Origin of the sequence: Corynebacterium sp. HMSC08C04 (genome assembly GCF_001807495.1) — a bacterium.
GTDB lineage: Bacteria > Actinomycetota > Actinomycetes > Mycobacteriales > Mycobacteriaceae > Corynebacterium > Corynebacterium simulans.
Map to the genome: position 1 here is coordinate 48973 of NZ_KV789191.1, position 24692 is coordinate 73664.

The 24692-nt window shown below is 60.9% G+C and carries 20 protein-coding genes; 11 read left to right on the plus strand and 9 right to left on the minus strand.

What is annotated here, in order from left to right:
- Window positions 1-103 precede the first annotated feature (103 nt).
- Window positions 104-577 carry an inorganic diphosphatase gene (locus HMPREF3169_RS00240; RefSeq protein ID WP_062037114.1) on the plus strand — a complete coding sequence of 158 codons (474 nt, stop codon included), beginning with the start codon at window positions 104-106 and terminating at the stop codon, window positions 575-577.
- A 195-nt stretch (window positions 578-772) separates the two neighbouring features.
- Complete coding sequence (locus tag HMPREF3169_RS00245) at window positions 773-1606, plus strand: endonuclease domain-containing protein (protein ID WP_070455266.1); 834 nt, start codon at window positions 773-775, stop codon at window positions 1604-1606.
- Window positions 1607-1621: 15 nt separating this feature from the next.
- Here the strand turns inward: HMPREF3169_RS00245 and HMPREF3169_RS00250 are convergent, their stop codons facing one another.
- Genes HMPREF3169_RS00250 through HMPREF3169_RS00260 form a run of 4 tightly spaced genes read right to left on the minus strand, consistent with a single transcriptional unit; the run spans window position 1622 to window position 4633 of the window.
- Window positions 1622-2554: a S41 family peptidase gene (locus HMPREF3169_RS00250; protein WP_070455268.1), complete on the minus strand. Its 933-nt coding sequence runs from the start codon at window positions 2552-2554 to the stop codon at window positions 1622-1624.
- Window positions 2551-3192, minus strand: a complete 642-nt coding sequence (locus HMPREF3169_RS13295) for a hypothetical protein (RefSeq protein WP_246815564.1) — start codon at window positions 3190-3192, stop codon at window positions 2551-2553. The genes HMPREF3169_RS00250 and HMPREF3169_RS13295 overlap by 4 nt, the downstream gene beginning before the upstream one ends.
- Window positions 3189-3950, minus strand: a complete 762-nt coding sequence (locus tag HMPREF3169_RS13300) for an FtsX-like permease family protein (protein ID WP_246815565.1) — start codon at window positions 3948-3950, stop codon at window positions 3189-3191. Before HMPREF3169_RS13300 ends, HMPREF3169_RS13295 begins: the two co-directional genes overlap by 4 nt.
- Window positions 3947-4633, minus strand: a complete 687-nt coding sequence (locus HMPREF3169_RS00260) for an ABC transporter ATP-binding protein (protein ID WP_040425408.1) — start codon at window positions 4631-4633, stop codon at window positions 3947-3949. Before HMPREF3169_RS00260 ends, HMPREF3169_RS13300 begins: the two co-directional genes overlap by 4 nt.
- 98 nt (window positions 4634-4731) lie before the next feature.
- Between HMPREF3169_RS00260 and HMPREF3169_RS00265 the strand changes: the two genes are divergently transcribed.
- The 7 genes from HMPREF3169_RS00265 to HMPREF3169_RS00295 all read left to right on the plus strand — a co-directional run bounded on the left by HMPREF3169_RS00265 (window position 4732) and on the right by HMPREF3169_RS00295 (window position 13509).
- Window positions 4732-5442, plus strand: coding sequence for a sensor histidine kinase (locus tag HMPREF3169_RS00265; protein ID WP_062037104.1), 711 nt, complete (start codon window positions 4732-4734; stop codon window positions 5440-5442).
- Window positions 5439-6095, plus strand: coding sequence for a LuxR C-terminal-related transcriptional regulator (locus HMPREF3169_RS00270; protein WP_062037101.1), 657 nt, complete (start codon window positions 5439-5441; stop codon window positions 6093-6095). The genes HMPREF3169_RS00265 and HMPREF3169_RS00270 overlap by 4 nt, the downstream gene beginning before the upstream one ends.
- 132 nt (window positions 6096-6227) lie before the next feature.
- Complete coding sequence (locus HMPREF3169_RS00275) at window positions 6228-8234, plus strand: hypothetical protein (protein WP_070455270.1); 2007 nt, start codon at window positions 6228-6230, stop codon at window positions 8232-8234.
- 36 nt (window positions 8235-8270) lie between these two features.
- Window positions 8271-8573, plus strand: coding sequence for a rhodanese-like domain-containing protein (locus HMPREF3169_RS00280; protein ID WP_062037095.1), 303 nt, complete (start codon window positions 8271-8273; stop codon window positions 8571-8573).
- A gap of 135 nt (window positions 8574-8708) precedes the next feature.
- The gene (locus HMPREF3169_RS00285) at window positions 8709-9038 is read left to right on the plus strand and encodes a type II toxin-antitoxin system HicB family antitoxin (RefSeq protein WP_062037092.1); all 330 of its coding nucleotides are present in this window, start codon (window positions 8709-8711) and stop codon (window positions 9036-9038) included.
- A gap of 61 nt (window positions 9039-9099) precedes the next feature.
- Window positions 9100-9558, plus strand: a complete 459-nt coding sequence (locus HMPREF3169_RS00290; RefSeq protein ID WP_062037089.1) for a MarR family winged helix-turn-helix transcriptional regulator — start codon at window positions 9100-9102, stop codon at window positions 9556-9558.
- The gene (locus HMPREF3169_RS00295) at window positions 9559-13509 is read left to right on the plus strand and encodes a Pls/PosA family non-ribosomal peptide synthetase (RefSeq protein WP_070455272.1); all 3951 of its coding nucleotides are present in this window, start codon (window positions 9559-9561) and stop codon (window positions 13507-13509) included. It begins immediately after the preceding gene.
- A 216-nt stretch (window positions 13510-13725) separates the two neighbouring features.
- On the opposite strand, the gene ppk2 is transcribed toward HMPREF3169_RS00295, so the two are convergent.
- The 5 genes from ppk2 to HMPREF3169_RS00315 all read right to left on the minus strand — a co-directional run bounded on the left by ppk2 (window position 13726) and on the right by HMPREF3169_RS00315 (window position 19800).
- Window positions 13726-14625, minus strand: coding sequence for a polyphosphate kinase 2 (gene ppk2 / locus HMPREF3169_RS00300; protein ID WP_070455274.1), 900 nt, complete (start codon window positions 14623-14625; stop codon window positions 13726-13728).
- Window positions 14626-14776: 151 nt separating this feature from the next.
- Window positions 14777-14908 carry a hypothetical protein gene (locus HMPREF3169_RS13480; protein WP_256366445.1) on the minus strand — a complete coding sequence of 44 codons (132 nt, stop codon included), beginning with the start codon at window positions 14906-14908 and terminating at the stop codon, window positions 14777-14779.
- A gap of 72 nt (window positions 14909-14980) precedes the next feature.
- A complete protein-coding gene (locus tag HMPREF3169_RS00305) occupies window positions 14981-15169 on the minus strand; it encodes a hypothetical protein (protein ID WP_061924768.1) in 189 nt (62 codons plus the stop codon).
- A 670-nt stretch (window positions 15170-15839) separates the two neighbouring features.
- The gene (gene groL, locus HMPREF3169_RS00310; protein WP_061924773.1) at window positions 15840-17486 is read right to left on the minus strand and encodes a chaperonin GroEL; all 1647 of its coding nucleotides are present in this window, start codon (window positions 17484-17486) and stop codon (window positions 15840-15842) included.
- Between the two features lie 292 nt (window positions 17487-17778).
- On the minus strand, window positions 17779-19800 hold the full coding sequence (locus tag HMPREF3169_RS00315; RefSeq protein WP_083286021.1) for an OPT family oligopeptide transporter: 2022 nt from the start codon (window positions 19798-19800) through the stop codon (window positions 17779-17781).
- A gap of 184 nt (window positions 19801-19984) precedes the next feature.
- Here HMPREF3169_RS00315 and HMPREF3169_RS00320 point away from each other — a divergent pair, with 184 nt between their 5' ends.
- Entirely contained in the window at window positions 19985-21367 is a 1383-nt protein-coding gene (locus HMPREF3169_RS00320) for a dipeptidase (protein ID WP_062039330.1), read from the plus strand.
- A gap of 377 nt (window positions 21368-21744) precedes the next feature.
- Window positions 21745-24690: a Na+/H+ antiporter subunit A gene (locus tag HMPREF3169_RS00325; protein ID WP_070455276.1), complete on the plus strand. Its 2946-nt coding sequence runs from the start codon at window positions 21745-21747 to the stop codon at window positions 24688-24690.
- Window positions 24691-24692 lie beyond the last annotated feature (2 nt).

Genomic DNA, 24692 nt, shown 5'->3' on the forward strand with positions numbered 1-24692 from the left:
AGCGCGATAATGGGGCACGGTAGACTATTGGCAGCGATTGATGATGCCGAATATTCTCGGCCGCAATCCCCCAGTACCCACAATTTGTATGGAGGAATACGCAGTGAGCGTTGAAGTAACCATCGAGATCCCAAAGGGCTCCCGCAACAAGTACGAGGTTGACCACGAGACCGGCAAGGTTCACCTCGACCGCTACCTGTTCACCCCAATGGCATACCCGGCTGATTACGGTTTCATCGACCACACCCTGGGTGAGGACGGTGACCCGCTCGACGCTCTCGTTATCCTGCCGGAGCCAGTTTTCCCGGGCGTTGTTGTTGAGGCTCGCGTCCTCGGCGTCTTCAAGATGACCGACGAGGCCGGCGGCGACGACAAGCTGCTTTGCGTCATCGATGATCCTCGCTGGGAGCGCTACCAGGACATCAACGATGTTGAGGATTCCATCAAGGACGAGATCGAGCACTTCTTCGTCCACTACAAGGACTTGGAGCCGAACAAGGAAGTTACCGGCTCTGGCTGGGGCGACAAGGCTGAGGCGGAGAAGATCCTCGAAGAGGCTATCGCTCGCTTCAAGTAATTCACGTTTCTAGGGACGTTTCGATCAAATAGGGCTCAAAATCCGAGGGTTTGAGAGGCCTTAGTTGATCGAAACGTCCTTTTTCTTTGTCACCGCGACAACTCCTCGTTCGTGACGTACGATTCGATCAAATAGGGGGCCGAAAACAGCGGTTTCTGGGGGCTTATTTGTTAGAAACGTACTCGTCGGGGGCACATGGAAATTTTCGAGGGACGCGCGGGGACTCGCCGCGCTGCTAAGGGGCAGGCAATCAAGATTTGCCGCGGTCTGTATTTATCTGCGGTGCCAACGCCGCGCGAGCTCGCTGAAGTCGTCTCGCGGCGCTGGCCGGACTCAGCTTTAGACGGCTATTCCGCCGCTCAGCAGTATCTTGGCCAAGAACTGACTTTTCCGCTTCACTTCCTGCGTGCAGGAACGATGGCATCAAGCACGTATTTCCGCAGCCGGCGGGCACGGCCCAAGGCGCTGGGCAGTATGAACGGGGTAAACGTGTGCAGCCCGCTGCAATGCATTGAGGCCATGGCGCAGGAGGATGGCGTGGCCTTCATCGAGGCCTTCTTCGCTGGGCCACACGGGCGCTCGCGCATCGAGACCGAGCAGCTGGACTTTCGCCGCCTGCCCAAGCACACGCGTGAGGTGTTGGAGAAAGCCATCGTCGGGGCGGATAGCAAGCCGGAGCGCGACCTCACCCGGGGCCTTGAACCCCACGTCAAAGTCCGCAACAACGTGCGGGTTGGGCCCTACCGCTGGGACTTGGTGCTAGAGGAACACAAGGTTGCCATCGAGGTGGACGGCTATGCGTATCACAAAGGCGAGAACCGGCAGCGCTTCGAAATCGACCGCCAGAAGCTTAACGACGCCATCCAGCGCGGCTACCTGCCCCTCCACTTCACCGCCGCCACGATTGAGCACCACCTTGACGTCGCTGTGCACCAGGTCCTCGCGGTCATCAAACGGCGGGGCGAGTTCGTTCCTCCGCCGTGGAAGTGGCACCACTACTGGCGGTGGGAAGGCGAGCGTTGCGGCTAGGAAGCCGCAACGTGCTTAGGAGCCACAGCGGGAAGCGAGCCAAGAATCGAGCTCGGATTCCGGGGCATCGGGGGCGATGGGGTCCTCGGCGAATTCCTCGCCGGTGCGCGCCTTGTCCTTGGCCGTGGTGAGCATGAGCGAGCGGCCGTCCGGGTAATCCAGAACCACGTTCGCGGAGGCGTAGCCGGCGGTCGGCTCGCCGAAGGTGCGCACGTTGTCCAGCCCGCGGAAGGCCAGGAGGGTGGCTTCGGCGGAGGAGGCGGTTTCGTCGTCGGTAATCACGGCGACGGGAACCTCAAGTTTGCCGCCCGACGTGGTGGTGGGCGTGCCGCCGCCGGTGACGGAATTGCCGTCGATGACCACGTCAGATGTGCCCATGCGGCTGACGAAGGAGAGCGCGGTGCCATCCGGCAGCAGGGGGCTTAAGCCCGCGTACATCGGGCCCATATCGCCGCCGTCGTTGCCACGCAGATCCACCACGGCGGCACAGGCCTCCGGGTGGGCAGTCAGGCCTTGAGCCAAGGTATCGGCATAGGCCTGGCCATCATCGTGGCGGCCGATAGACGGGACGGTGGCGCGCAGGATGCCGTCCTCGAAGGAAACCGAGGGCTCGGCGTTGTCGATGGCCTTTTCCTTCTCGGTGTTAAAGACCTTGGAGTGCTTGCCGCCGGCGGCATCGATGGCGGCATCGAGGAGTTCGGCGTTCGTGGGGTCCTTTTTGAAAGCCTCGCGGGCGCGCTGGAATTCTTCGCTCTCGCCATAGATTCCGGTGATTGCTGCAGTATCCACCATCGCGGTGTTGATGCGCTTCTCGCTGGCGTTGAAGAGGAAGTAGGACTTACCCAACAACGCCCCGCCATAGGAAGGGCCGAAGAAATACACGGCCGCGAGCACGGCGATGAAGGCAACCAGAAAGAGTCCACCGAAGATTCTCAGTACCGTTTTCATTCTTTTCGCCGTCCCGTGCGCAACACGTAACCGCGGAGAGGCTCCACAATCACGATGGCAAGGAGCGTAACCAGCCAGCCCACTGCCAAGAAGCCGAAGGCCATAAGCAGGCGAGCGCTCACGTCGACGTCGCTTGAATCGACGCTGGAGAAGAACATCAGCGAGGCGATACCGCCACCGAAGAGGAAGCCGAAGAAACTCAAGCCCACCACCGGCCCCATGATCGTCAGGGCGCCGGACCGGAACTGGAAGCCACGCGGCACGCCCATGAGATCCAGGGAGCGGATGGGCTCCTTGTCCTCAAAAATGCCGGAGACCTGCCCCAGGATGATGGACATGGTGGTCAGCGTGAAGCCAAAGATGAGGGTCAACACGACACCGGTGGAGATGTCTTTGAACACCACGTTCGTTCCGGGGTCTTCCTTGAGCGACAGAGCCAGGGCATCGGAGCCCAAGGGCGCGGTAACGAGGAATCCCGCCAAGTAACCGAAGAAGCCGATGGCAGCACTCCGCCTCCACGCGGGGCGCGCATTGCCCGCCACGCGCTGGCAGGCCACGAAGTGCGCGGTGCCTGGGAAGAGGGACAAGATGTGCGCGCCGAGCTGCAGGATGAAGGGAGCGATGAGGTTGATGCTCACAGCATGCCGAACATGACCACGATGACCATGGCGGTCGGCGGGCCCGCCTTGCCGAAGAGGAAAACCCCACCGGCCGCCACGATGATGAGGAAGACGATGGCGCGCCACCAGCGGTAAGCCGCGGGCATCTGACGCTTGGCCACGCCCAGCGGGCTCACGCGCACGCGCTTCATGCCGACGAGTGCGGCGCCGATGGCCAGCAGGAAAAGCACACCCGCCACGGCGAGGTAGCCCCACCACGGGAGGAGAAGCTCGGACAGAGCGATGGGGCGCATCTGGAAATCCAGCTGGGTGAAGACCGGCGCGACGAGCAGGCTGATCAGCCCACCGAGCACGATGCCGATCACCGCCTGGAGGCCGGTCTCCACAATGGCCATGCGCTCCACCTGCCGGGAGCTCAGCCCCAACAGGCGCAGGGTGGCCAGGCGCTGCTCCCTGCCGGACGCACCGAGGACGGCTGCTTGGGCTGTGAGGTTAAACAGCGCCGGAAGAATGAACGCGCAGGCAAAAAGGGCTAGGGCGAACCAGATATAAAAACAGGCCGTAATATCGTTGCCGAAGGCTTCCTTGAGTGCCGGGGCGGCATCCTCGACGTGCTGGGCGCGCTGCCAGAACATCCAGGTACCACCCGCAACGAGGAAGGCGATGGCGGAGCCAATGGTCAAGCTCACAATCGCCAGCATCGAGACGATTCCCGTGCCTGAGCGCGCGCGAATAGATTCGCGCTGCAGGTCCATAACTAGGGTCGCGGTGTTCATCGAATCACCCCAAGGCGGCGGTCGTCGTGAATGATGCCATCGCGAATCTCCACGCGGCGCTGCATCCAATCGGCCACCTTCGGGTCATGCGTGACCATGACCAGGCTGGCACCCGACTGGCGCACGATGGTCGTGAGCATCTGCATCACCTCGTGGCCGGTGGACTGGTCCAGCGCACCGGTGGGCTCGTCGGCGAAGACGATGCCCGGATTTGCCACCAGTGCACGCGCGATGGTCACGCGCTGCGCCTGGCCACCGGAGACCTGCGCCGGGCGACGATCCGCCAAACCGCCAAGGCCAAGCTGATCAAGAAGCTCCATCGCGCGCTTGCGGGCAGCCCCACGCGATACTCCGTTGAGCATGGCGGGCAGCGCCACGTTGTCCACGTTGCTCAGCTCCGGCAGCAGCTGGCCGTCTTGGAAGACGAAGCCGAAGTTGCGCAGGCGGGTGCGGGAGCGGGGGCCGTCGCCAAGCGCGGAGAGCTCCTCGTCGCCGTAGCGCACGCTGCCGTGCGTAGGCGTCAGCACGCCGGACATGCAGTGCAGCAGCGTGGATTTGCCGGAGCCGGACGGCCCCATGACGGCCACGAGCTCGCCCGGTTCAATGTCGAGGGAGATTCCAGCGAGCACCGGGCCGCCGCCGAAATCCTTGGTGATGTCTGTCAGGGAAAGTGTCTTTGCCATGTCTCTCATTCCACCGTGCCGGGCCCGCGGAAAGAACAGCCCTAGCGTTGCTCTTTAAGGTAGTGCCAGCACTACCCCTGACGGGACCGTCGCCCGATATGCTTAGCACCGTGTTCCGTAAGAAGCCCCATTCCACCACGCACGAGCAGCAGCAGGCGCAGCAGATTGCGCAGCTCACGGCCTCGCGCCGCGCCATCGCGGACGCCTATGAGGTGGAGCGCGCTCGCATCGAGCGCGACCTGCACGATGGCGCGCAGCAATACCTCGTGGCCGCGAGCATGAAGTTGGGGGAGGCTCTTCTCGACGCCCCCGCAGACCTCGCCGAGCTCCTCACCGCGGCCAAGCAGGACGTGGACCGCGGCCTCAAGTCCTTGCGCGCCACGGTGCACGGCATCCACCCCCAGGTCCTGCAGGATCATGGTTTGGTGGCCGCGCTTGCCGACGCTGCTTCTTCCCACGGCCCCCACGTCAGCGTCTTCGCCCCGCATCCTTTGCCCAAGCTATCCGCTTCCGTGTTGGCCTGCGGCTACTTCTTCGGCACGGAGGCTTTAACCAACGCTGCCAAGCACGCGCCCGGCGCGCCGGTCTCCGTTTTAGTGACCGCGGATGCCTCCTTGAAAATCACCGTGGTGGATGAGGGGCCGGGTGGCGCACAGGTTTTACAAGGTCACGGCTTAGCGGGGATGGCCGAGCGCCTCGTCGCTTTCGGCGGAGAGATGACGCTGAGCTCTCCCCCGGGCGGGCCGACGAGGCTGACGTGCTCGATTCCCCTTCTTCTCGATCGCGGACAGTCAGGAGTTCACCAATGAGTTTGAGAATCGTCGTGGCGGATGACTCCGCCATTCTGCGCGAGGGCCTCGCCGGCCTGTTGGAGCGCCGCGGGCATTTAATTGTGGGCCAGGCGGACTCCGCCCCGGCGCTTGAGGCGGTGGTGGACAAGCTGCGCGATGAGCTTCCGGACATCGTCATCACGGACGTGCGCATGCCGCCGGGCATGGGCGACGACGGCTTGAAAGCCGCCGTGAACTTAAGAAACGCATACCCGGGCCTGCCCGTCATGGTGCTCTCCCAATATGTGGCCCCCGCATACGCGGTGGAGCTCTTCGACTCCCCCGATGCCGGCACCGGCTACCTTCTGAAAGACCGCGTCTCCGAAGTGCGGGACTTCCTCTCCAGCCTGGACGTGGTGGCCCAGGGCGGCACCGTCATCGACCCCACCGTGGCTCAGGCTTTAATGAGCTCCGGGCGCAGCGGCTTGGGTGAGCTCACCCCGCGCGAGCGCGAGGTGCTCGAACTCATGTCCCGCGGCAAGTCCAACAAGGACATCGCCGCCGAGCTCGTCCTTTCTTCCGCCGCGGTGGCCAAGCACGTCTCCAATATCTTCACCAAGCTGCGTTTAGATCCCAGCGAAGACAACCGCCGCGTCAAGGCAATCTTGGAGTACCTTTCAGCGCACCGCTAAAGCCCGCGCCCGCCCACCGTCGACAAGAGCGCCCTGACAGAGACCGTCCAGAGGATCCCAAGAAAACTGTGACGCAAGACATATAAGCTTGTTCGTGCCCTTGCCCAACCCACCCCGGAAGGACCCCGCTTAATGGACGTGCAGCTCAACATCGTGCGCTTTAAGAAAGAATTAATTGCCGACCATGACTATTTTCTGGAGTTAATACAGACGGAAGGGCTGGATTCCTTTCGTAAGCCGGATCCAGAAATGGAAGAGGCATCGGCGGCACTCTCCAAGCTCTTCGGACAGGACGTGCCCGCGCATTCGGCCGTCACGGTCACGATGGATTCCAGCAATTTAGAGCTCCAAGAAAAGCTAGCTTTGTTGGCGTATTACCACGGCTTGGTGGTCTTCATTGGAACCACAGACATCCTCTTTAATGCGACTGGAATCCCCACGAGCAGCAATGGCCTTTCCTCCATCAGGAACTGCATGGGAACTATGTGGCGACAGGTCAGCAGACCTATGCTTGATCGCGCCTTTGAAGACGCACTCCGCCTGCCGATGTCCGAACAGACGTGGATTCAGGTAATCAACTATGGCTCGGAAGAACGAAGCTACGGCCTCGAAATGTCCATGCACGTGCGCGCAAGCGGCCAGTTCGAACTGATATGGTCCAGCCTCCCTCCAGAGGCCACTGAACCGGTATTCCGCACACTCACTGTCGATACTTACGAAGAAGCACGAGAAACTCTGCTTTCCTTCAGTGATCGCAACCCGTTGATCGAAGAATTCGCATGGGAGCCGCTTTCTCAGCGCGCATCAAAACCTATCCTGGATCCTTCATTCCGCCACGAAACACCCTGGCGCCGGCTGGACGCGGTGAAGGAGCTCCCCGAAGGCGTGATGGTCCACCTGCACAAATGGCCAACATTTTCCCTGGCCTACGGCCGCAATACACAGGGACAGTGGACCGCAAAGGTTTACGATAACCTCGGCACCGACAATGTGCAGACCTTCGATATTGCAGACGAAGTCATCGCAGTGGCGGAGCACTATTTAGACGGCAACGGCGAGATGATTTCCACGGTCTTCCCGGACTCTTCATCTTCGGATCCCGCGCCGTACACCACGGTCACAGCAATGGAGCTACCAGAGCGCGAGGAACAGTGGACTGAAGCATCAGTATGCATGATGCACCGCATCCGCGCTGACCATAATGGCGAGCCCAGCCCTCGGATGCAGAAATACATTGAGAGGATTAACACAAAGCTCGGAAGCGAAATCCTCCTCGCTGAGGAACAGGTAGAGGCCCAAGCACTTACTCGGCTGCTCATCCCTGCTGACGTCAGGACGGTCACGATCGAGAGACTAACTCATCTGGCACAGGACTATGGCATTTCGCTTGTTGTCGATGATTCCCTGGCGCTGTATAACCCGTCGGGCAAGCCGCTTCCAGGGGCTGAGAGCTGCCAGTTGAAGCTACTCGCGGATAAGTTGTATGTGAACACTTGGGAGGTGGCTACATCCTCCTCCGTACTCGAAGCTGGGCTTCGCTTCTTCACAGGATGGAAGCTTGAGGTTCGATCCGGGAGTCAGGTGGACTTCCAGGAGCGTTATACCTTGGCAACCACCTACACGGGCGACAACGTTTCGCTTGACCTTGTCACCCCCGACGGGAAACTACACGAAATCCCTTCTACCCCACTGCCCCTTGCTCTGGGTGTGATGGTTGAATTCACCTACTCCCCAGCGCAATTGGTGGACAAAGTGAATTGGCAAGATCAGAAGTCGTCCTCAGATATCCCTGAGGAAGAGCGCTTCATGGTCAATGCCACGGTCTTCGGCTCGGCCGCATATCTTTTCAACGATGACCTTCTCGAAGCAGTTCGCCAGGACGGCTTCCCCGAAGTGGGAGCGTGGGTAGCGGCCTTTGACCGAATAGTTCCGGGCGATTACTGCCAGGTCGACCGCGTGGAACCCTCAGAAACAGGAGCAGCGCGCTACCTCGTCGAATGGGGCCACAACAACGGTGAGGAGGAAAGCTTCCAGATGCTCCTTGAGGACATCGACGAAGCCTTGTCCCTCCTTGAGCGGTTTGTGAACGGAGACCGCGCAGAGTTTGAAGCTCTTCCATGGACGCGACGAGTGGAGTAGCAACACTAGGCCCTCCGCGTGACTAGGGTATGGGGCATGAGAAACGTAACGCCCCAGGAAGTACCAGAGAACGCCCAGCTTATCGACGTCCGCGAGGACCACGAGTGGAACACCGAGCACGCCCAGGGCGCCACGCACATCCCGATGGGAGACCTCGTCGAGCGCCTCGACGAGATTGACCCGGACCGAGACATCTACGTCATCTGCCACCTAGGCGGACGCAGCATGCAGGTGTGCCAGTACCTGGAGCACACCAAGGGCTGGGACGTCATCAACGTCGAGGGCGGAACGGATGGTTGGAAGGCCCAAGGTTGTCCCATGGTTTACCCCACACAGTAGTGGTACCATTTACGGTACCACTAAAGTGTGGTTTCAAAGATAGAAAAGATCCTCATCAAGATGCGGACTTCTCGGAATAATGTTCGCTTCTCTGAGCTGCAACTTGAGTGCGACTTCTATTTCTAGGAGCAGACCATGAACCTCGCAGACAAATACACCTACCAAACCGCGTGGTCCGAAGAGGATGGAGAATTCGTTGCCACAGTCCTAGAGTTCCCCTCCTTGTCATGGCTCGACTCCACTGCAGCTACCGCTGAGTCCGAGCTGCGCAGCATCGTCGAAGAAACTCTAGAAGATATGCAACGCAACAATGAGCAAGCCCCAGAACCTTTTGGCCAACGCAGCTTTTCCGGAAAGTTCAACCTTCGCATCCCTCAATCGCTCCACCGGAGCCTCACCATTGAAGCGGAGCGAGAGGGCGTATCCCTTAACACCCTCATTGTTCAGAAGCTAGCCTCGGCGTAAAACTAATGGGCCATAACCCATAATTTAGGTGTTCCGCCGTAGGCGCGTTAGAATCATCGGCATGCCTTCATTGAATTCTATTTCCATCCCTACCGCGCTCCTAGAGTCTCCTTCCTTCCAGCTGGAGCGCCTCCGCCGCCGCACCCGCGACGGCGTCGAGCAAGCGCTCAGCACCCGGCAGACCACCATCCGCGAGTACTGGGTACTTACCTGCCTCGTCGATGGTGACGTTGCTTCCCAGTCCGCGCTCTCCGAGACCCTCGCGATCGACGCCTCCGACATGGTGCGCCTCATCGATTCCCTGGAGGAGCGCAACTGGGCCAAGCGCGAGCGCGACCCGAAGGATCGCCGCCGTCAGATCGTGGCTTCCACCAAGAAAGGCGTGAAGGCCCACAAGGAGCTCGCGGAGCTCGTCGCCGCAGCCGAGGACGAAGCCCTCGACGAGTCCACCTCCAAGCAGCTCAAGCACCTGCGCAAGCTGGCCCGCGCCATCATGTCTTCAAGCGAGGGTGATGCTTAAATGGCGGAAGAGGACGCTAGTACCGGGCGCCACGCGCTGCCCGAAGACCTTTTAGATTCCCGGCAGCCCGGCGCGGGCATCGTGCATATTCCGGAGCAATACCTGTTGCGGGATCGCGCGCCGCGCGAGCGCACACTGTGGGACATCGTGCAAACCACTGCAGAGCTAAACCCGGACGCCGCCGCGCTTGACGACGGCGAGGTGCTCACCTACTCAGAGCTCATCACCGACGTCCAGGCATGGGCCGCCGAGCTGCAGGCCAACGGCGTCTGCCGCGGCGACCGCATCGGCATCCGCATGACCTCCGGCAAGCGAGAGCTCTATCTCGCGATTCTGGCTACCTTGGCTGCGGGCGCGGCCTATGTGCCGGTCGACGCGGACGATCCCGACGAGCGCGCCGAGATGGTCTTTGGCGAGGCCGACATCGATGGCCTGTTTACGGATGAGGGCTTCCGCTCGCTGCGTTCAGCTGAGCGCGTAGGAAAGGACGCCCACCAGGGTGCACCGACGCCGGATGACACCGCGTGGATCATCTTTACCTCCGGTTCCACGGGCAAGCCGAAGGGCGTGGCCGTCACCCACCGCTCCGCGGCCGCTTTCGTGGATGCCGAGGCGGCGCTGTTTTTGGTCGATCACCCACAAGGCCCGCTTGGCCCCGACGACCGTGTGCTAGCCGGCCTGTCGGTGGCATTCGACGCTTCTTGTGAGGAGATGTGGCTGGCCTGGGGCCACGGTGCCTGCCTGGTGCCGGCGCCACGCTCTTTGGTGCGCTCCGGCATGGACTTAGGCCCGTGGCTCATCCGCCGCGACATCACGGTTGTTTCCACGGTGCCGACCTTGGCGGGCCTGTGGCCGGCGGAGGCGCTGGACAATATCCGCCTGCTCATCGTCGGCGGCGAGGCCTGTTCCCAGGAGCTGGTAGACCGCCTGGCAACAGACGAGCGTGAGATGTGGAATACATACGGCCCGACGGAGGCGACGGTCGTCGCTTGTGCCCAGCGCATGGTGCCGGGCCAGCCGGTTTCCATCGGCTTGCCTTTGAACGGCTGGGACTTGGTGGTCGTGGATAAGCAAGGCTTCCCGGTGAGCGTGGGCGAAGTCGGCGAGCTGGTTATCGGCGGCGTCGGCTTGGCTCGCTACTTGGATCCGGCAAAGGATGCGGAAAAGTACGCGCCGCTGGACTCTATGGCGTGGGAGCGCGCGTACCGCACGGGCGACCACGTCCGTCTGGAGGAAGACGGCCTGTACTTCGTGGGTCGTATCGATGACCAGGTCAAGATTGGCGGCAGGCGCATCGAGCTCGGCGAGGTCGAAGCCAACGTGGCGGCCCTGCCGAACGTCTATAACTCCGCGGTGGCAGTGCAGAAGACGCCGGGCGGCGAGTCCGTGCTGGTGGGCTACGTTTCCTTGGAGGATGAGGCGAAGGGCTTTGACGAAAAAGCCGCACACGAGCGTCTGGCCGAGACCATGCCGGCTGCACTCGTCCCGCGCATCTGCGTGATGGAAAAGCTGCCGGTGCGCACCTCAGGCAAGGTGGATAAGAAAGCCCTGCCGTGGCCACTTCCAGGCGTTGGTGTGGAGGCCGCGGGCCTTACCCAGACCGAGCAGTGGCTGGCGCAACTGTGGGTGGAAACGCTGGGCGTTTCCGTCTCGGATGAGAACGCGGACTTCTTCTCCCTGGGCGGTACCTCCCTGGCCGCGGCGACGTTGGTAGGCCGCATCCGTGAGCGCTACCCCACCGTGGCGGTGCGTGACCTCTACGACCACCCGCGCCTAGGCTCGCTGGCCGAGCACATCGGCGGTGTCGAGGAGCGGCCTTCGGCTGCGCCCAAACGCACGGTGCGCAAGGTGGGCATGGGCACGCGCGTGGTGCAGACGCTCATCCAGATTCCGGTGATGACCTTGGCTGCGACTTCGTGGCTGACCTGGCTGCTGCTTGGCTCGAATGTGGCGAACGCGCTCGGTGCGGATTGGGCGCTGACTACCCCGTGGTGGCTGGTTGCCGTCATGGTGGTGCTCTTTGCGACTCCGATTGGCCGCATCCCGATAGGCGGCATCGGCGCGCGCCTTATCACTGCGGGAATCAAGCCGGGCGACTACCCGCGCGGAGGCTCGGCGCACCTGCGCATTTGGGCCGCGGAGCGCTGGGCTGATGCCTCGGGCTCGCGCTCGATTGCGGGCGCGACGTGGGTGAACAACTACGCGCGCCTACTCGGCGTGAAGATTGGCCGCGGCGTTGACCTGCACTCTCTTCCCCCTGTGACGGGCCTGCTCAAGTTGGGTGACCACGCGGCTATCGAGCCGGAAGTGGATCTTTCTGGCTACTGGCTCGACGGCGACGTACTGCACGTTGGCGCCATCAACGTTGGCGAAGGCGCGCGCGTTGGTGCGCGATCTACCCTGCTGCCGGGCACCAATGTGGGCAAGTACGCCCACGTGGAGGCCGGCTCCACGGTCACGGCTCGAAAGAAGATCAAGGACGGTCAGCGCTGGTCCGGTTCGCCTGCCAAGAAGGTAGGCCGCTCCAAGCACCGCTTCCCCGCCGAGCCGCCGAAGCGCCGCCCGTGGTGGGTTGCGTTCTACGGCGCAACGTCGATCCTGCTGGCCATCCAGCCGGTGGTAGCTCTCGCTGTGGGCGCGGCCGTCGTTGTCGCAGGCCTTAGCATGACCGCGGGCAACGACTTCATCGGCTCGATCTTCTTCGCGCCGCTAGGCGCACTGGCGGCATTCGCCTGCTTCATGGCGCAGACCTGGCTGGGCGTGCGGATTCTGTCCATCGGCCTCAAGCCTGGCGTGGCTCCGGTACGGTCTGCTGCCGGCTGGCGCCTGTGGTCCGTTGAGCGTCTCATGGACGAAGCCCGCACGACGCTCTTCCCGCTCTACGCCTCGCAGCTAACCCCGACGTGGCTGCGCTCGCTGGGCGCGAAGATCGGCAAAGACGTGGAGATTTCCACAGCAGTGATGATTCCGAAGCTGACGGACATCAAGGACGGCGCCTTCCTGGCCGACGACACGATGATCGGCGGCTACGAGCTGGGCGGCGGCTGGATGCTCACGGGCGAGACCAAGGTGGGCAAGCGCTCCTTCGTGGGCAACTCCGGCATCACGGGCCCGGGCCGCAAGCTGGGTAAGAACTCGCTGGTTGCGGTGCTCTCCTCGACGCCGAAGAAGTCCAAGTCGGGCTCGAACTGGTGGGGTTCGCCGCCGGAGCGCATGCGCCGCGTGGAGGCCAGCGTTGAGGGCGTACAGGGCGAGTCCCTGACCTATAACCCTGGCTTCGGAGTGAAGGCGGCCCGCGGTCTCGTTGAGACCATGCGCCTGCTCGCGCCGATGACCTCGGCGATGCTGCTGGCAGCAACGTTAGCCACCATGTACGTGCTCGTGGATAACTACGGTGTGGGCCTTGCCTGGGCTGTCTCTGGACTGCTGCTTATGGCAATTGGCGCGGTCAGCATGGCTATCACCGTGGCCGTGAAGTGGATCTGCGTGGGCAAGCACCGCGCGGCCGACCACCCACTGTGGTCCGCGTTCGTATGGCTCAATGAGCTGCAGGACACCTTCGTTGAGGCCGTCGCTGCACCGTGGTTCTTCCAGCACACGCTGGGCGCTGGGGAGATCAATCTCGGACTGCGCGCGCTGGGCGTAAAGATCGGCGCGGGCGCCTGGATCGATTCCTACTGGTTCCCGGAGACGGACCTCTGTTACGTGGGCAAGGGCGCTTCCGTGGGCCCCGGCACCGTGGTGCAGACCCACCTCTTCCAGGACCGCGTGATGAGCTTGGATACCGTCACCATCGAAGACGGCGCGACCCTTGCTGCCCACTCGGTCGCACTGCCAGCATCGCTGCTTGGCGACGCCGGCACCGTCGGCCCCGGCTCGCTCGTCATGCGCGGCGACCGCGTGCCCGCCAACTCAGTATGGCAGGGCAATCCAATTGAGCCGTGGGACTAGGCCCGGCCTGCCGCCGATTTTCCTCTGCGGAATAGGCTGCAGCGGCGTTTTCTCGCCGGCGTGCCTGCCTAAATGCCAACTCGTGGGAAGATTTAGCCATCGTAGGCCCACGATCTGGCACTTAGGGCGATGAGGCGCAAAGCGAAAGGCTGGATGCATCGTGCATCCAGCCTTTCGGCGTTAGAGCCAACCTAGAGCCTCACGGCGAAACAAACGTTAGTCACCAATCTGGTCACGGCCGCGCATAACGATGAGCGGGTCAGGCTCGCCGACCAGTTCATGGTCCTTGTTGGTGTACTCGAACTTAGAGAGCACGTAGCGCATAGCGTTGATGCGGGCGCGCTTCTTGTCGTTGGACTTGATGGTGATCCACGGCGACTCTTCAGTATCCGTGTAGCGGAACTGCTCCTCCTTCGCGCGGGTATAGTCGTCCCACTTGTCGAGGGACGCCAGGTCCATCGGGGAAAGCTTCCACTGACGCACTGGGTCAATCTGACGAATAGCGAAGCGGGTGCGCTGCTCCTTACGAGTAACGGAGAACCACAGCTTGGTTAGGGAAATACCGGAACCAAGAATCATGTTCTCGAGCATTGGCACCTCGCGCAGGAACTCTGCGTGCTGGGACTCAGTGCAAAAGCCCATGACGCGCTCGACGCCGGAGCGGTTGTACCAGGAGCGGTCGAAGAAGACGATTTCGCCGCCTGCCGGGAAGTGCTGAATGTAGCGCTGGAAGTACCAGGAGGTGGACTCACGCGGGGAGGGCTTTTCCAGTGCGACGGTGCGCGCACCACGCGGGTTCAGGTGCTCGTTGAAGCGCTTGATGGTGCCACCCTTGCCGGCTGCATCTCGACCTTCAAAAAGGATAATGTGGCGCTGGCCGGTTTCTTTGGTCCAGTTCTGCCACTTTAGAAGCTCAATCTGCAGCGCGCGCTTGGTGGCCTCATACTCATCACGCGACATGCGCTCTTCGTAAGGGTAGTTCTCTCGCCAGGTATCGATGGGGGAACCATCCGGCATGATCAGCGCCGGGTCATCCTCATCAGAATCATCGACGACGTAGCCGTCGGTCTTAGCAAGGTCGATCTCGGGAAGTTCGTCGTCTTTAATGTCAGCCATACTCAAAAGTTTACCGGTCACCCAACTATTCGGCGCGTTAAAGTACACCGCAACTCCACCGATTTACCCCTAAGCCCTCCCCCACCCAGACATAGCAAAAGAGCCCCACCAAAAGGTGAGGCTCTTAGAATCGCTTACGCGATGGATGTTCTTAGACGAACATGCCGATCAGCTGGGAAGCGCCCTTAGCAATCTGAACGAGCGGATCGATCAGGGTTGCGTAGATGTTCAGGTCGTTTGCGAACTCGGAAGAACCGATTGCGAAGTTAATGAAGCCGTCCATTTTATCTCCTTAGGACTAGTATTTGAAGATTGAAGATCAGAACCTAAAAGGCCCCGATGAGAAGTAAATGAATTACTTGTTCTCAGCAATCAGGGAAGAGGTGCCTGGGAAGAAGTCAGATGCCTCAGGCTCGGAGGACAGGAAGTCGAAGACTTTGATGGTGTTCTGGAAGAAGGAACCAACGTTGCCCAGGATCTTGCCCCAGCCTTCCCAGGTGTCAACGAAGTTGTCGAGGTGGGTCTGAATCATGGAGAGGTCCATAATGAACTCCTTGGATAGGTTTCGGGTATTTACACCCGAGGGTATTGCGGATTTGCAGACACCCTCTGCGGGCGTCACAAGTAACTATTTTGTCACACAGCGCTCAAAGATCAATCCGAAACTCTCGAGTTTTTAAATCTCGGGAAAGCTCCCCACAGTTCCCAACCGTCACTTTATACACAGCATACTCCAAGTCATTTCTTACTCGAAAGTTAATTAGAATGCCCATTACCAGCGGGTTTTCTGACACTGAACAGAAATGATCAAATTCTTTGGAAAAAGTGTGTAACAAACATCAGGACCCCGCCGATGAACACGGTCCAAAAGTTAGAAATTCAGCAGGAAATTAGTTTCAAAATTGCCCCAATGCGGGGGTGCACCAACGGCCCCAGATTAGCCGTTTCCGCTTCCGCCCGGAGTTCTAGGCAGTCAAATAGAGACAAAGGCGCGACCAATCAACCGCCATTCAGTCTCAAAAATGGGCCACTGGCTGTGAAAATTGTTATTTAGTGTGAAAGTTGAGGTTTGGAAGCACACTTTTCATCTCTTCCGTGTAGCGACACGCGAAAGCGCCCTACGAGAGACGTTCTTTATCTCACGTAGGGCGCCTTAAATCGACAGCATCTAGCTCGCACGGAGCTACATGGACGCCTTTAGGGGTTTGGCTCTATTAGAAGCCCATGCCGCCCATAGCGTCAGCGTCAGGCATGCCAGCGCCTGCACCAGCAGGCTGCGGCTTGTCAGCAACGACAGCCTCAGTGGTCAGGAACAACGCTGCGATGGAAGCAGCGTTCTGCAGTGCGGAGCGGGTGACCTTGACCGGGTCATTGATGCCAGCGGACATCAGGTCAACGTACTCGCCGGTAGCTGCATTCAGGCCCTCGCCTGCTGGCAGGGATGCAACCTTGTCAGCAACAACGCCCGGCTCCAGGCCAGCGTTGTGAGCAATCTGCTTCAGCGGGGCAGACAGTGCCTCACGAACGATCTTGACGCCGGTTGCTTCATCACCGGTCAGGTCATTCAGCGCATCCAGAGCGGAAGCAGCCTGCAGGAGGGCGACGCCACCGCCGGCAACGATGCCCTCTTCAACGGCAGCCTTTGCGTTACGGACTGCGTCCTCAATGCGGTGCTTGCGCTCCTTGAGCTCCACCTCAGTTGCAGCGCCGACCTTCAGGACAGCAACGCCACCAGCCAGCTTGGCCAGACGCTCCTGCAGCTTCTCACGGTCGTAATCAGAATCGGAGTTCTCAATCTCAGCGCGGATCTGCTTGATGCGGCCGTCGATCTGCTCCTGGTTGCCAGCACCCTGGACGATGGTGGTGTCATCCTTGGTGACAACAACCTTGCGTGCCTGGCCGAGGTACTCAATCTCCGCGGTCTCGAGGGAAAGGCCAACCTCTTCGGAGATGACCTGGCCGCCGGTCAGGATGGCCATATCCTGCAGGGTAGCCTTGCGGCGATCTCCGAAGCCCGGAGCCTTAACAGCAACGGACTTGAAGGTGCCACGGATCTTGTTCACGACGAGGGTGGACAGTGCTTCACCCTCAACGTCCTCGGCGATGATCAGCAGCGGCTTGCCGGTCTGCATGACCTTCTCCAGCAGCGGAACGAGGTCCTTGATGTTAGAGATCTTGGAAGAAACCAGCAGGATGTACGGATCCTCGAGGACTGCCTCCTGACGCTCCATGTCGGTTGCAAAGTAGCCGGAGATGTAGCCCTTGTCGAAGCGCATGCCCTCGGTTACCTCGAGGTCCACGCCGAAGGTGTTGGACTCTTCAACGGTGATAACGGAGTCCTTGTTCACGGAGCCGTTACCCACGGTGTACATAGCCTCAGCGATCTTGGCGCCGATTGCCGGGTCAGCGGCGGAGATACCAGCGGTGGTAGCGATCTCTTCCTGGGTCTCAATCTCCTTAGCGGAAGAAAGCAGGGAGTCAACGACTGCCTTGGTAGCGGTCTCGATGCCGCGCTTGATGCCCATCGGGTTGGAGCCTGCTGCAACGTTGCGCAGACCCTCGCGTACGAGCGCCTGTGCCAGAACAGTAGCGGTGGTGGTGCCGTCACCGGCAACATCGTCAGTCTTCTTTGCTACTTCCTTAACCAGCTCAGCGCCGATCTTCTCATAAGGATCTTCCAGCTCGATCTCGCGAGCGATGGAGACGCCATCGTTGGTGATGGTCGGAGCGCCCCAGGACTTCTCCAGGACGACGTTACGGCCCTTCGGGCCGAGGGTGACCTTTACTGCGTCGGCCAGCGTGTTCAGACCACGCTCAAGGCCGCGACGTGCCTCTTCATCGAAAGCAATAAGCTTTGCCATTGTGTTTGTGCTCCTTGATTTGTTTAGGACGACACTCACGTCTGTATCTATACGGACGCCCGCGACGGCACGGCTGGTGAGTGTTAACCAGCCTCAACCACATAGATGAGATTTTCTGGCACTTACCCGGTGGGAGTGCTAGCGACCATTCTGGCACTCGACTACTACGAGTGCAAGGAAAGACACGAACACCCTCCAGTACGTTCGCTGTGAGCGTTCCGGAGGGTGTTCGTGTCAGAAATTAAGTTGCGGAGTTTGCGGAGCCTACTGGGTTCTTCGCATTTTCGCGGTTCTACTCGGCCTTCTTCACCTTCTTGGCGGTCCAACGGTACATAAAGCCCAGTACTGTGATGAACAGGATGAGGCCGAAGACGTTGGCGGAGGTGCCACCTTCGAAGATCTCCAGCGGGGACTCGCCGCCGGCTGCCGCGATGATGGCGGCATTGACCACGCCGAACAGCGACTCACCAACGATGAGGCCGGTTGCCAGCAAGGTACCCATACGCTTGGAGAAGTCCGGATTAGCCTGCCTTGCCGCCCACTTGTCGTAGAAGTAACCCAGGATTGCGCCAATCGGGATGATGATGGTCAGCGCGGCCGGAAGATACATGCCCATACCCACGGCCAGTGGGGAAAGGGAGAACTTCTTGGTGGTCTTACGCAGAACTTCATCAATAACAATGAGAATCGCGCCGATGACGGCACCGGTGAAGATGAGGTTCCAGTCTAGGGAGTTATCGAAGATGCCCGATGCCACCGAAGACATCAGCGCAGCTTGCGGAGCAGCGAGAGCGTCCTCGCCCGCGCCTTCCATGCCTTGGAAGCCGAAGCCGTTGAGCATGATCTGCAGAATCGGTGGAATGACAACGGAGCCGAAGAGGACGCCAATAATCAACGCAACCTGCTGCTTCCACGGCGTCGCGCCGACGAGCTGACCGGTCTTCAGGTCCTGCAGGTTGTCATTCGAAATCGTGGCGATGCCGAAGACGATGGCCGCGGTGAAGAGGGTATAGGCTACCAGCGAAAGCGGGTCCGCGCTGCTGCCGCGAGTTACCGCGGCAATCAGCAGCGAGGTAGCCAGCACGGCGATGATGCCAACGGAAGAAATCGGCGAGTTAGACGCACCAATCAGGCCGGCCATGTAGCCGCACACGGAAGCGACGATGAGGCCAACCAGCAAGGTAAACAGCACCGAGACTGTAATCAGCACGCCCATGTGCTCGTGGATATCCGTGCCGCGTACGAAGTCCCACAGCAGTAGCGCAATCGGAACCATCAAGATGACGATGGTGCCAAGCACGTACGGGAACGGGATGTCGCGCTCGGAGACATCGACGGTGTGACCTTCCCTGCGCTCGCGGGAGGAAGCCAGAGACTCAGAAATGCCCTTGATGATCGGGCCGGTGATCTTGATCAGCGTCCAGATCGCGGCGATGGCCATGGCACCGACACCGATGAAGCGGATCTCGCCGGAGAAAACGGAATCGACGGTATCAGCCAGCGCAGTGGCGTCCAGGCCAGAGGCATCGCCCGCAGTGTGCATCGGCAGCAGGAAGAAGTAGGAAATGGTGACGCCGATGAGCATGGCAAAGCCGACGGCCGGGCCAACGAGGTGGCCCACACCGATGAGTGCCAGCGACAGCGAGGTACCCAAGGTGGTGGCACCAGAACCCAGCCTGAAGTAGGTCGAGACTGAGGAGGCTGCTGCCTTCATCGCAGCCAACAGCGCCATCACCGCGGAGATAACGCCGCCAACCAAGATGACGCGCAAGCCCTGGGCGTTTTCTTCCGCAGCGGCTTCCGACGCACCGTTACTATCGCCTACCTTGAGAACCTCAGCGGCGGCAACGCCCTCCGGGTAGGGCAGGTCAGAGCCGGTAATCAGCGCGCGGCGCAGCGGGATCGAGTACATCACGCCGAGCACGCCACCGATGGCGCAGACAGCTGCGGTCTCCCAGAAGCTAAATCCCTTCCAGTAGCCCACCATGACCAGGCCCGGCAGGACGAAGATGATGGCAGAAAGAGTGCCGGCCGCAGAAGCGATGGTCTGCACAATGTTGTTTTCTTTGACATTGTGCCCGGCAAAGCGACGCAGCACAGCCATAGAAATAACGGCTGCCGGAATCGAGGTGGCGAAGGTCAGGCCGACCTTGAGGCCGAGATAGACGTTGGCTGCGGTAAAGACCAACGTGATGAGTCCACCGATTAGGATGCCGCGCAGCGTCAGCTCGTGCAAAGAACTTGCATCATTGCCGGTTGCCCCTGGTAAGTGGGACGAAGATGCGGGGGAAGCCTGGACGGCGTCATGTGCCATGCCGAGACCTTTCTAACGAGAAACCGATGTGAAGGTATGAGTATCTAATTATGGGAATTAAATATTCTTAGAACTCTAGTTCACCCGGGCACGATCTCAAACGATCAGTCAATACTAATTTTCGGACAGGTTTCCCGAACGGCACCTGGCGTGCGTGTCCAAACCTGCGAGTATGTTGGACAACATGACTGCTATTTCTGACTACATCGCAAATGATCGCGCGAATATCTTCGCGCAGCTCAAAGAACTCGTTTCTTTCAACTCCGTACACAACGAGCCGGGCCTCGAGGAAGATGCCCAGAAGGCAGCGCAGTGGGTTGAAAAGACCCTTACTGACGCCGGCGTCAAGGTCGAGGCGGTGAAGACTGCGGACGGTTCTACCGCACTCGTCGGCAAGCGCGCCGGCAAAGAGGGTGCCAAGACCGTCCTGCTTTACTCCCATTACGACGTAGTCCCGGTCGGCCCACGCGAGCCATGGGAATCTGACCCGCTGACCCTGACCGAGCGCACTGCACCTTCCGGCGATACCCGCTGGTATGGCCGCGGCGCGGCAGACTGCAAGGGCAACATCGCCATGCACCTGGCCGCCCTGCGCGCTATCGACGCAAACGGTGGCACCGACCTCAACCTGACCTTCCTCATCGAGGGTTCTGAGGAACGCGGCGGCGAAGGCCTGTCCGCACTCATCGAGGAGCGCCCAGAGCTTTTCACTGCCGACGCCATCCTCATCGCCGATGCCGGCAACGCCAAAGCTGGCCAGCCCACGCTGACCACCTCCCTGCGCGGCGGCGCGCAGATCTATGTCCAGGTAGACACCCTCGAAGCCGGCGTACACTCCGGCCAGTTTGGCGGCGCCGCTCCAGATGCCGTTAAGGCGCTGATGCGCGCACTCGATTCCCTGAGCGACGAGCACGGCCGCACGACTATCGACGGCGTCGATTGCGCCGGCACCTGGCCGCTGGCTGAGGGCCAGACCACCGCTTATAAGCCGGAAGATTTCCGCACCGACGCGCAGATGCTTGAGGGCACCCAAATCATGGGCTCACAAGATCCAGCCGGCGCCACCGAAATCGGCGACATGATCTGGGCCCGCCCGGCAGTGACAGTCACCGGCTTTACCTCTACCCCGGTTGCCGAGGCCGTCAATGCCGTTCCGGCTACCGCCGCTGCAAACCTGAACCTACGCACCCCGGCCACCATGGATCCGCGCGCCACTGCCGAGGCCATTGCCGAGCACCTGAAGAACCACGTTCCGTGGGGCGCTCACATCAAGGTCGACATTCTGGAGGCCAACCGCGGTTTCGAGACCGATCCTACAAAGCCAGCCGCAGCGCTGCTCGGCGAGTGCCTAGCTGAGGCATACGGCACTGCGACCATCTCCCAGGGCATGGGTGGTTCCATCCCGCTGACCGTAGAGCTGCAGGAAAAGCACCCGAACGCGGAGATCGCACTTTTCGGAGTGGAGGATCCGCAGGCCACCATCCACTCGGCAAACGAGTCCGTCGATCCAAACGAGATCGAAAAGATCGCCACCGCCGAGGCTTATTTCCTCCAGCGCTTCGCCTAATCGCGCGGCAGACCGCACAGCAGGCGCTGTGACTGCCTTGAGCTCATGGGGCTATTGAGGCTGTATTCAGCCAAAATAGCCCCATATAATACTGCCTAATTAAAAATCTGTGACTTTTGCCGGTTATGCCGGTATAGTGGCCGTATTGGCTGCGCCAAATGTGACACGCCCCCTACTTTCTTTTGAGGCAGGGCGTTGACGCTGCCAGCGGCACCCCTCTAGTGGGGTTTCCTTTTCACAGTGGTTCATCAACCAGGCCTTTTCGGTGGCCTAGATGTCTTCATCGGCGCATGCTCGATTTCGTGTACATATAACGTCGCACGTGCGCCTAAAAATGCTCGCGCGTCTCCATCTTGCAAAGGAGATCCGGCTTAACTGTGCTAACAGTTCTGAGTACTCTAATTCTGGCCACAGTCCTCGCGCCATTTTTAATCTATTACTTGGGCAGACCTGCCTTCGGCATTCTTGCCATCGCCCCAGGCGCTGGCTTTTTCTGGGTACTCAGCCAGCTGACAAACTCCACGTTCCATGACGGCAACGCGCTGCGCTACAACCTGGAGTGGATGCCAGACGCCAACCTCAGCATCACCCTGCGGATGGACGCGCTCTCAGCGCTATTTAGCCTCATCATCTTAGGCATAGGCGCGCTCGTGCTTTTGTACTGCTGGGGCTACTTCGACCAAACCCGGCGGCGCCTTGCGATGTTTGGCGCGCAGATGACTGCCTTTGCCACCGCCATGTTTGGCTTGGTGGTCTCAGACAACATCCTGATGATGTACGTCTTTTGGGAAATCACTTCCCTGCTTTCCTTCCTCCTCGTCAGCTACTACGGAGAACGTGCTTCCTCGAGGCGTGCGGCCCAGCAGGCGCTGATGATCACCACCCTGGGCGGTTTGGCCATGCTCATGGGCATCATCTTGCTCGGCCGCCAGACCGGCCAGTGGACCTTCAGCGCACTCGCAGATTTCGAGCACATCACGCAGACTCCGTATATCACGATCGCTATCGTCCTGATCCTGGCCGGTGCGCTCAGCAAGTCCGCCATCGCCCCCGCCCACTTCTGGCTGCCCGGCGCCATGGCAGCGCCGACGCCGGTCTCTGCCTACCTGCACTCCGCCGCAATGGTTAAGGCAGGCATCTACCTGGTCACCCGCCTCGCCCCTGATCTGCACGAGGTAGCCACCTGGCACCTGGTGATCATTCCTTTGGGCCTTTTCACCATGCTGCTGGGCGGCTGGATGGCCCTAAAGCAGCGCGATCTCAAGCTGATTCTGGCCTATGGCACCGTCTCCCAGCTCGGTTTTATCACCTCCATCGTGGCCATCGGCTCCCGGGAGGCGCTGCAAGCAGGCCTGGCACTGACCTTCGCGCACTCGCTGTTCAAGGCCGCCTTATTCATGATTGTCGGCGCCATCGACCATGCCTCGGGCACGCGCGACATCGCCAAGCTTTCCGGCCTGGGCCGCGCTAAACCAGGCCTGTATCTGCTGGCCATCATCCCAGCGCTTTCCATGGCTGGCATCCCGCCGCTGCTGGGATTCGTGGCCAAGGAAGCCACCCTGGAGGCCATCCTCCACGAATCCCTGTTGGTGGGAATGCCGCGCAACATACTGCTCGTCGGCGTCGTGGTGGGCTCCATGCTCACCATGGCTTATGCACTGTGCTTCCTGTGGGGCGCCTTCGCCGTAAAGAAGGACAAAGACGGTGTGCGCCTGGGCACCTCCGAGGCCGTGGAGAACATGCACGCGCTCGCCCCGCTGCTGTGGATTCCGCCAGCGATCTTGATCGCGCTGACCATCTTTCTGGGCTTGCAGCCGAGCCCGCTTTCCTTCGGCATCAACCAGCATCTGGACAATCTCTTCGGCCACAACGAGCACACCCATCTGGCGCTCTGGCATGGCATCACCATCCCACTGGGCCTGTCGCTGCTCATCGTTGTGGTGGGCATCATCGTGCACTGGCAGCGCAATGTGGTGGCCAAGTGGCAGTTCCAGTACCCGGCGCTGGGCTCAGCCGACGCCGCCTACGATTCCGTGCTCCAGGCGCTGCGCACCCTCTCGCTGCGCACCACCGCCTCCACCCAGCGCGGTTCGCTGCAGATGAACCTGTCCATCATCTTCGGCACGCTCATGATCCTGCCGGTCATCATGCTGATCCGCGGCGATCTGACCAACGTGCACATGGAAGTCGCGGAAAACCCATGGCAGGTCGTCGCGGCCGTCATCATCATGGTCGCGGCAATCGCCGCCACGGTGACCGATAACCGTCTCTCCGGCGTCATCATCGTCGGCGTGACCGGCTATGGCCTGTCCTTCATCTTCGCCCTGCACGGCGCACCGGACCTAGCACTAACCCAGCTGCTCGTGGAGACCATCATCATGGTGCTGTTCATGCTGGTGCTGCGCCGCATGCCGGCAAACACCGAGTGGAAGCAAGACCCCAAGGTCTCGCGCCTGCGCGCCTGGCTTGCCGTTGGCGTTGGCCTTAGCGTGACCTTGGTGGGCATGTTCTCCATCAATGCCCGCCGCAGCGAGTCCATCTCCACCTTCATGCCGGAGCTGGCCAAGGAAATCGGCCACGGCGCAAACACCGTCAACGTGCTGCTGGTGGACCTGCGTGCGTGGGATACCTTCGGCGAGATCACCGTCCTGGTCATCGCGGCCACCGGCATCGCCTCGCTGATCTACCGCACCCAGTCCTTTACCCGCTCCTCGCGGCGTCCTACGCTGCGCGTGACCGGGCGTCGCTGGCTGGCGGCCGGTGCGGAATCCGAGCAGGCGCTGAACCGCTCGCTCATGGTGGACGTCACCACTCGCCTGCTCTTCCCCTCGATGATTGCGCTTTCGCTCTACTTCTACTTCTCCGGACACAATGCGCCGGGCGGCGGCTTCGCCGGTGGCTTGGTGGCCGCGCTCGCGCTCATCCTGCGCTACCTCGCCGGCGGCCGCGCGGAGCTCGATGAAGCACTGCCAATCGACGGCGGGCGCACCATGGGCACCGGTCTGCTGATTTCGATCGCCTCGGTGGTAGTCCCCTTTGCCTTTGGCCATCCGCCGCTGACCACCGGCTACACCAAGCTGCCGGTGCCGCTGGTGGGCGATGTCTCACTACCTTCGGCTTTGGTCTTCGACGCCGGCGTCTACCTCATCGTCGTGGGGCTCACGCTCTACATCCTGAACTCGCTGGGCGCCAAGCTCGACGAGGAAGAGGACATGCGTAAGCAGCGCGCCCGCGACCGCGCCCGCTCCCTCGCGCGCCGCCAGCGCAACCGCGCCACGGCGCAACCCGCAAGCCGAACGATGACCTCCGGAAAGGAGAAATAAAC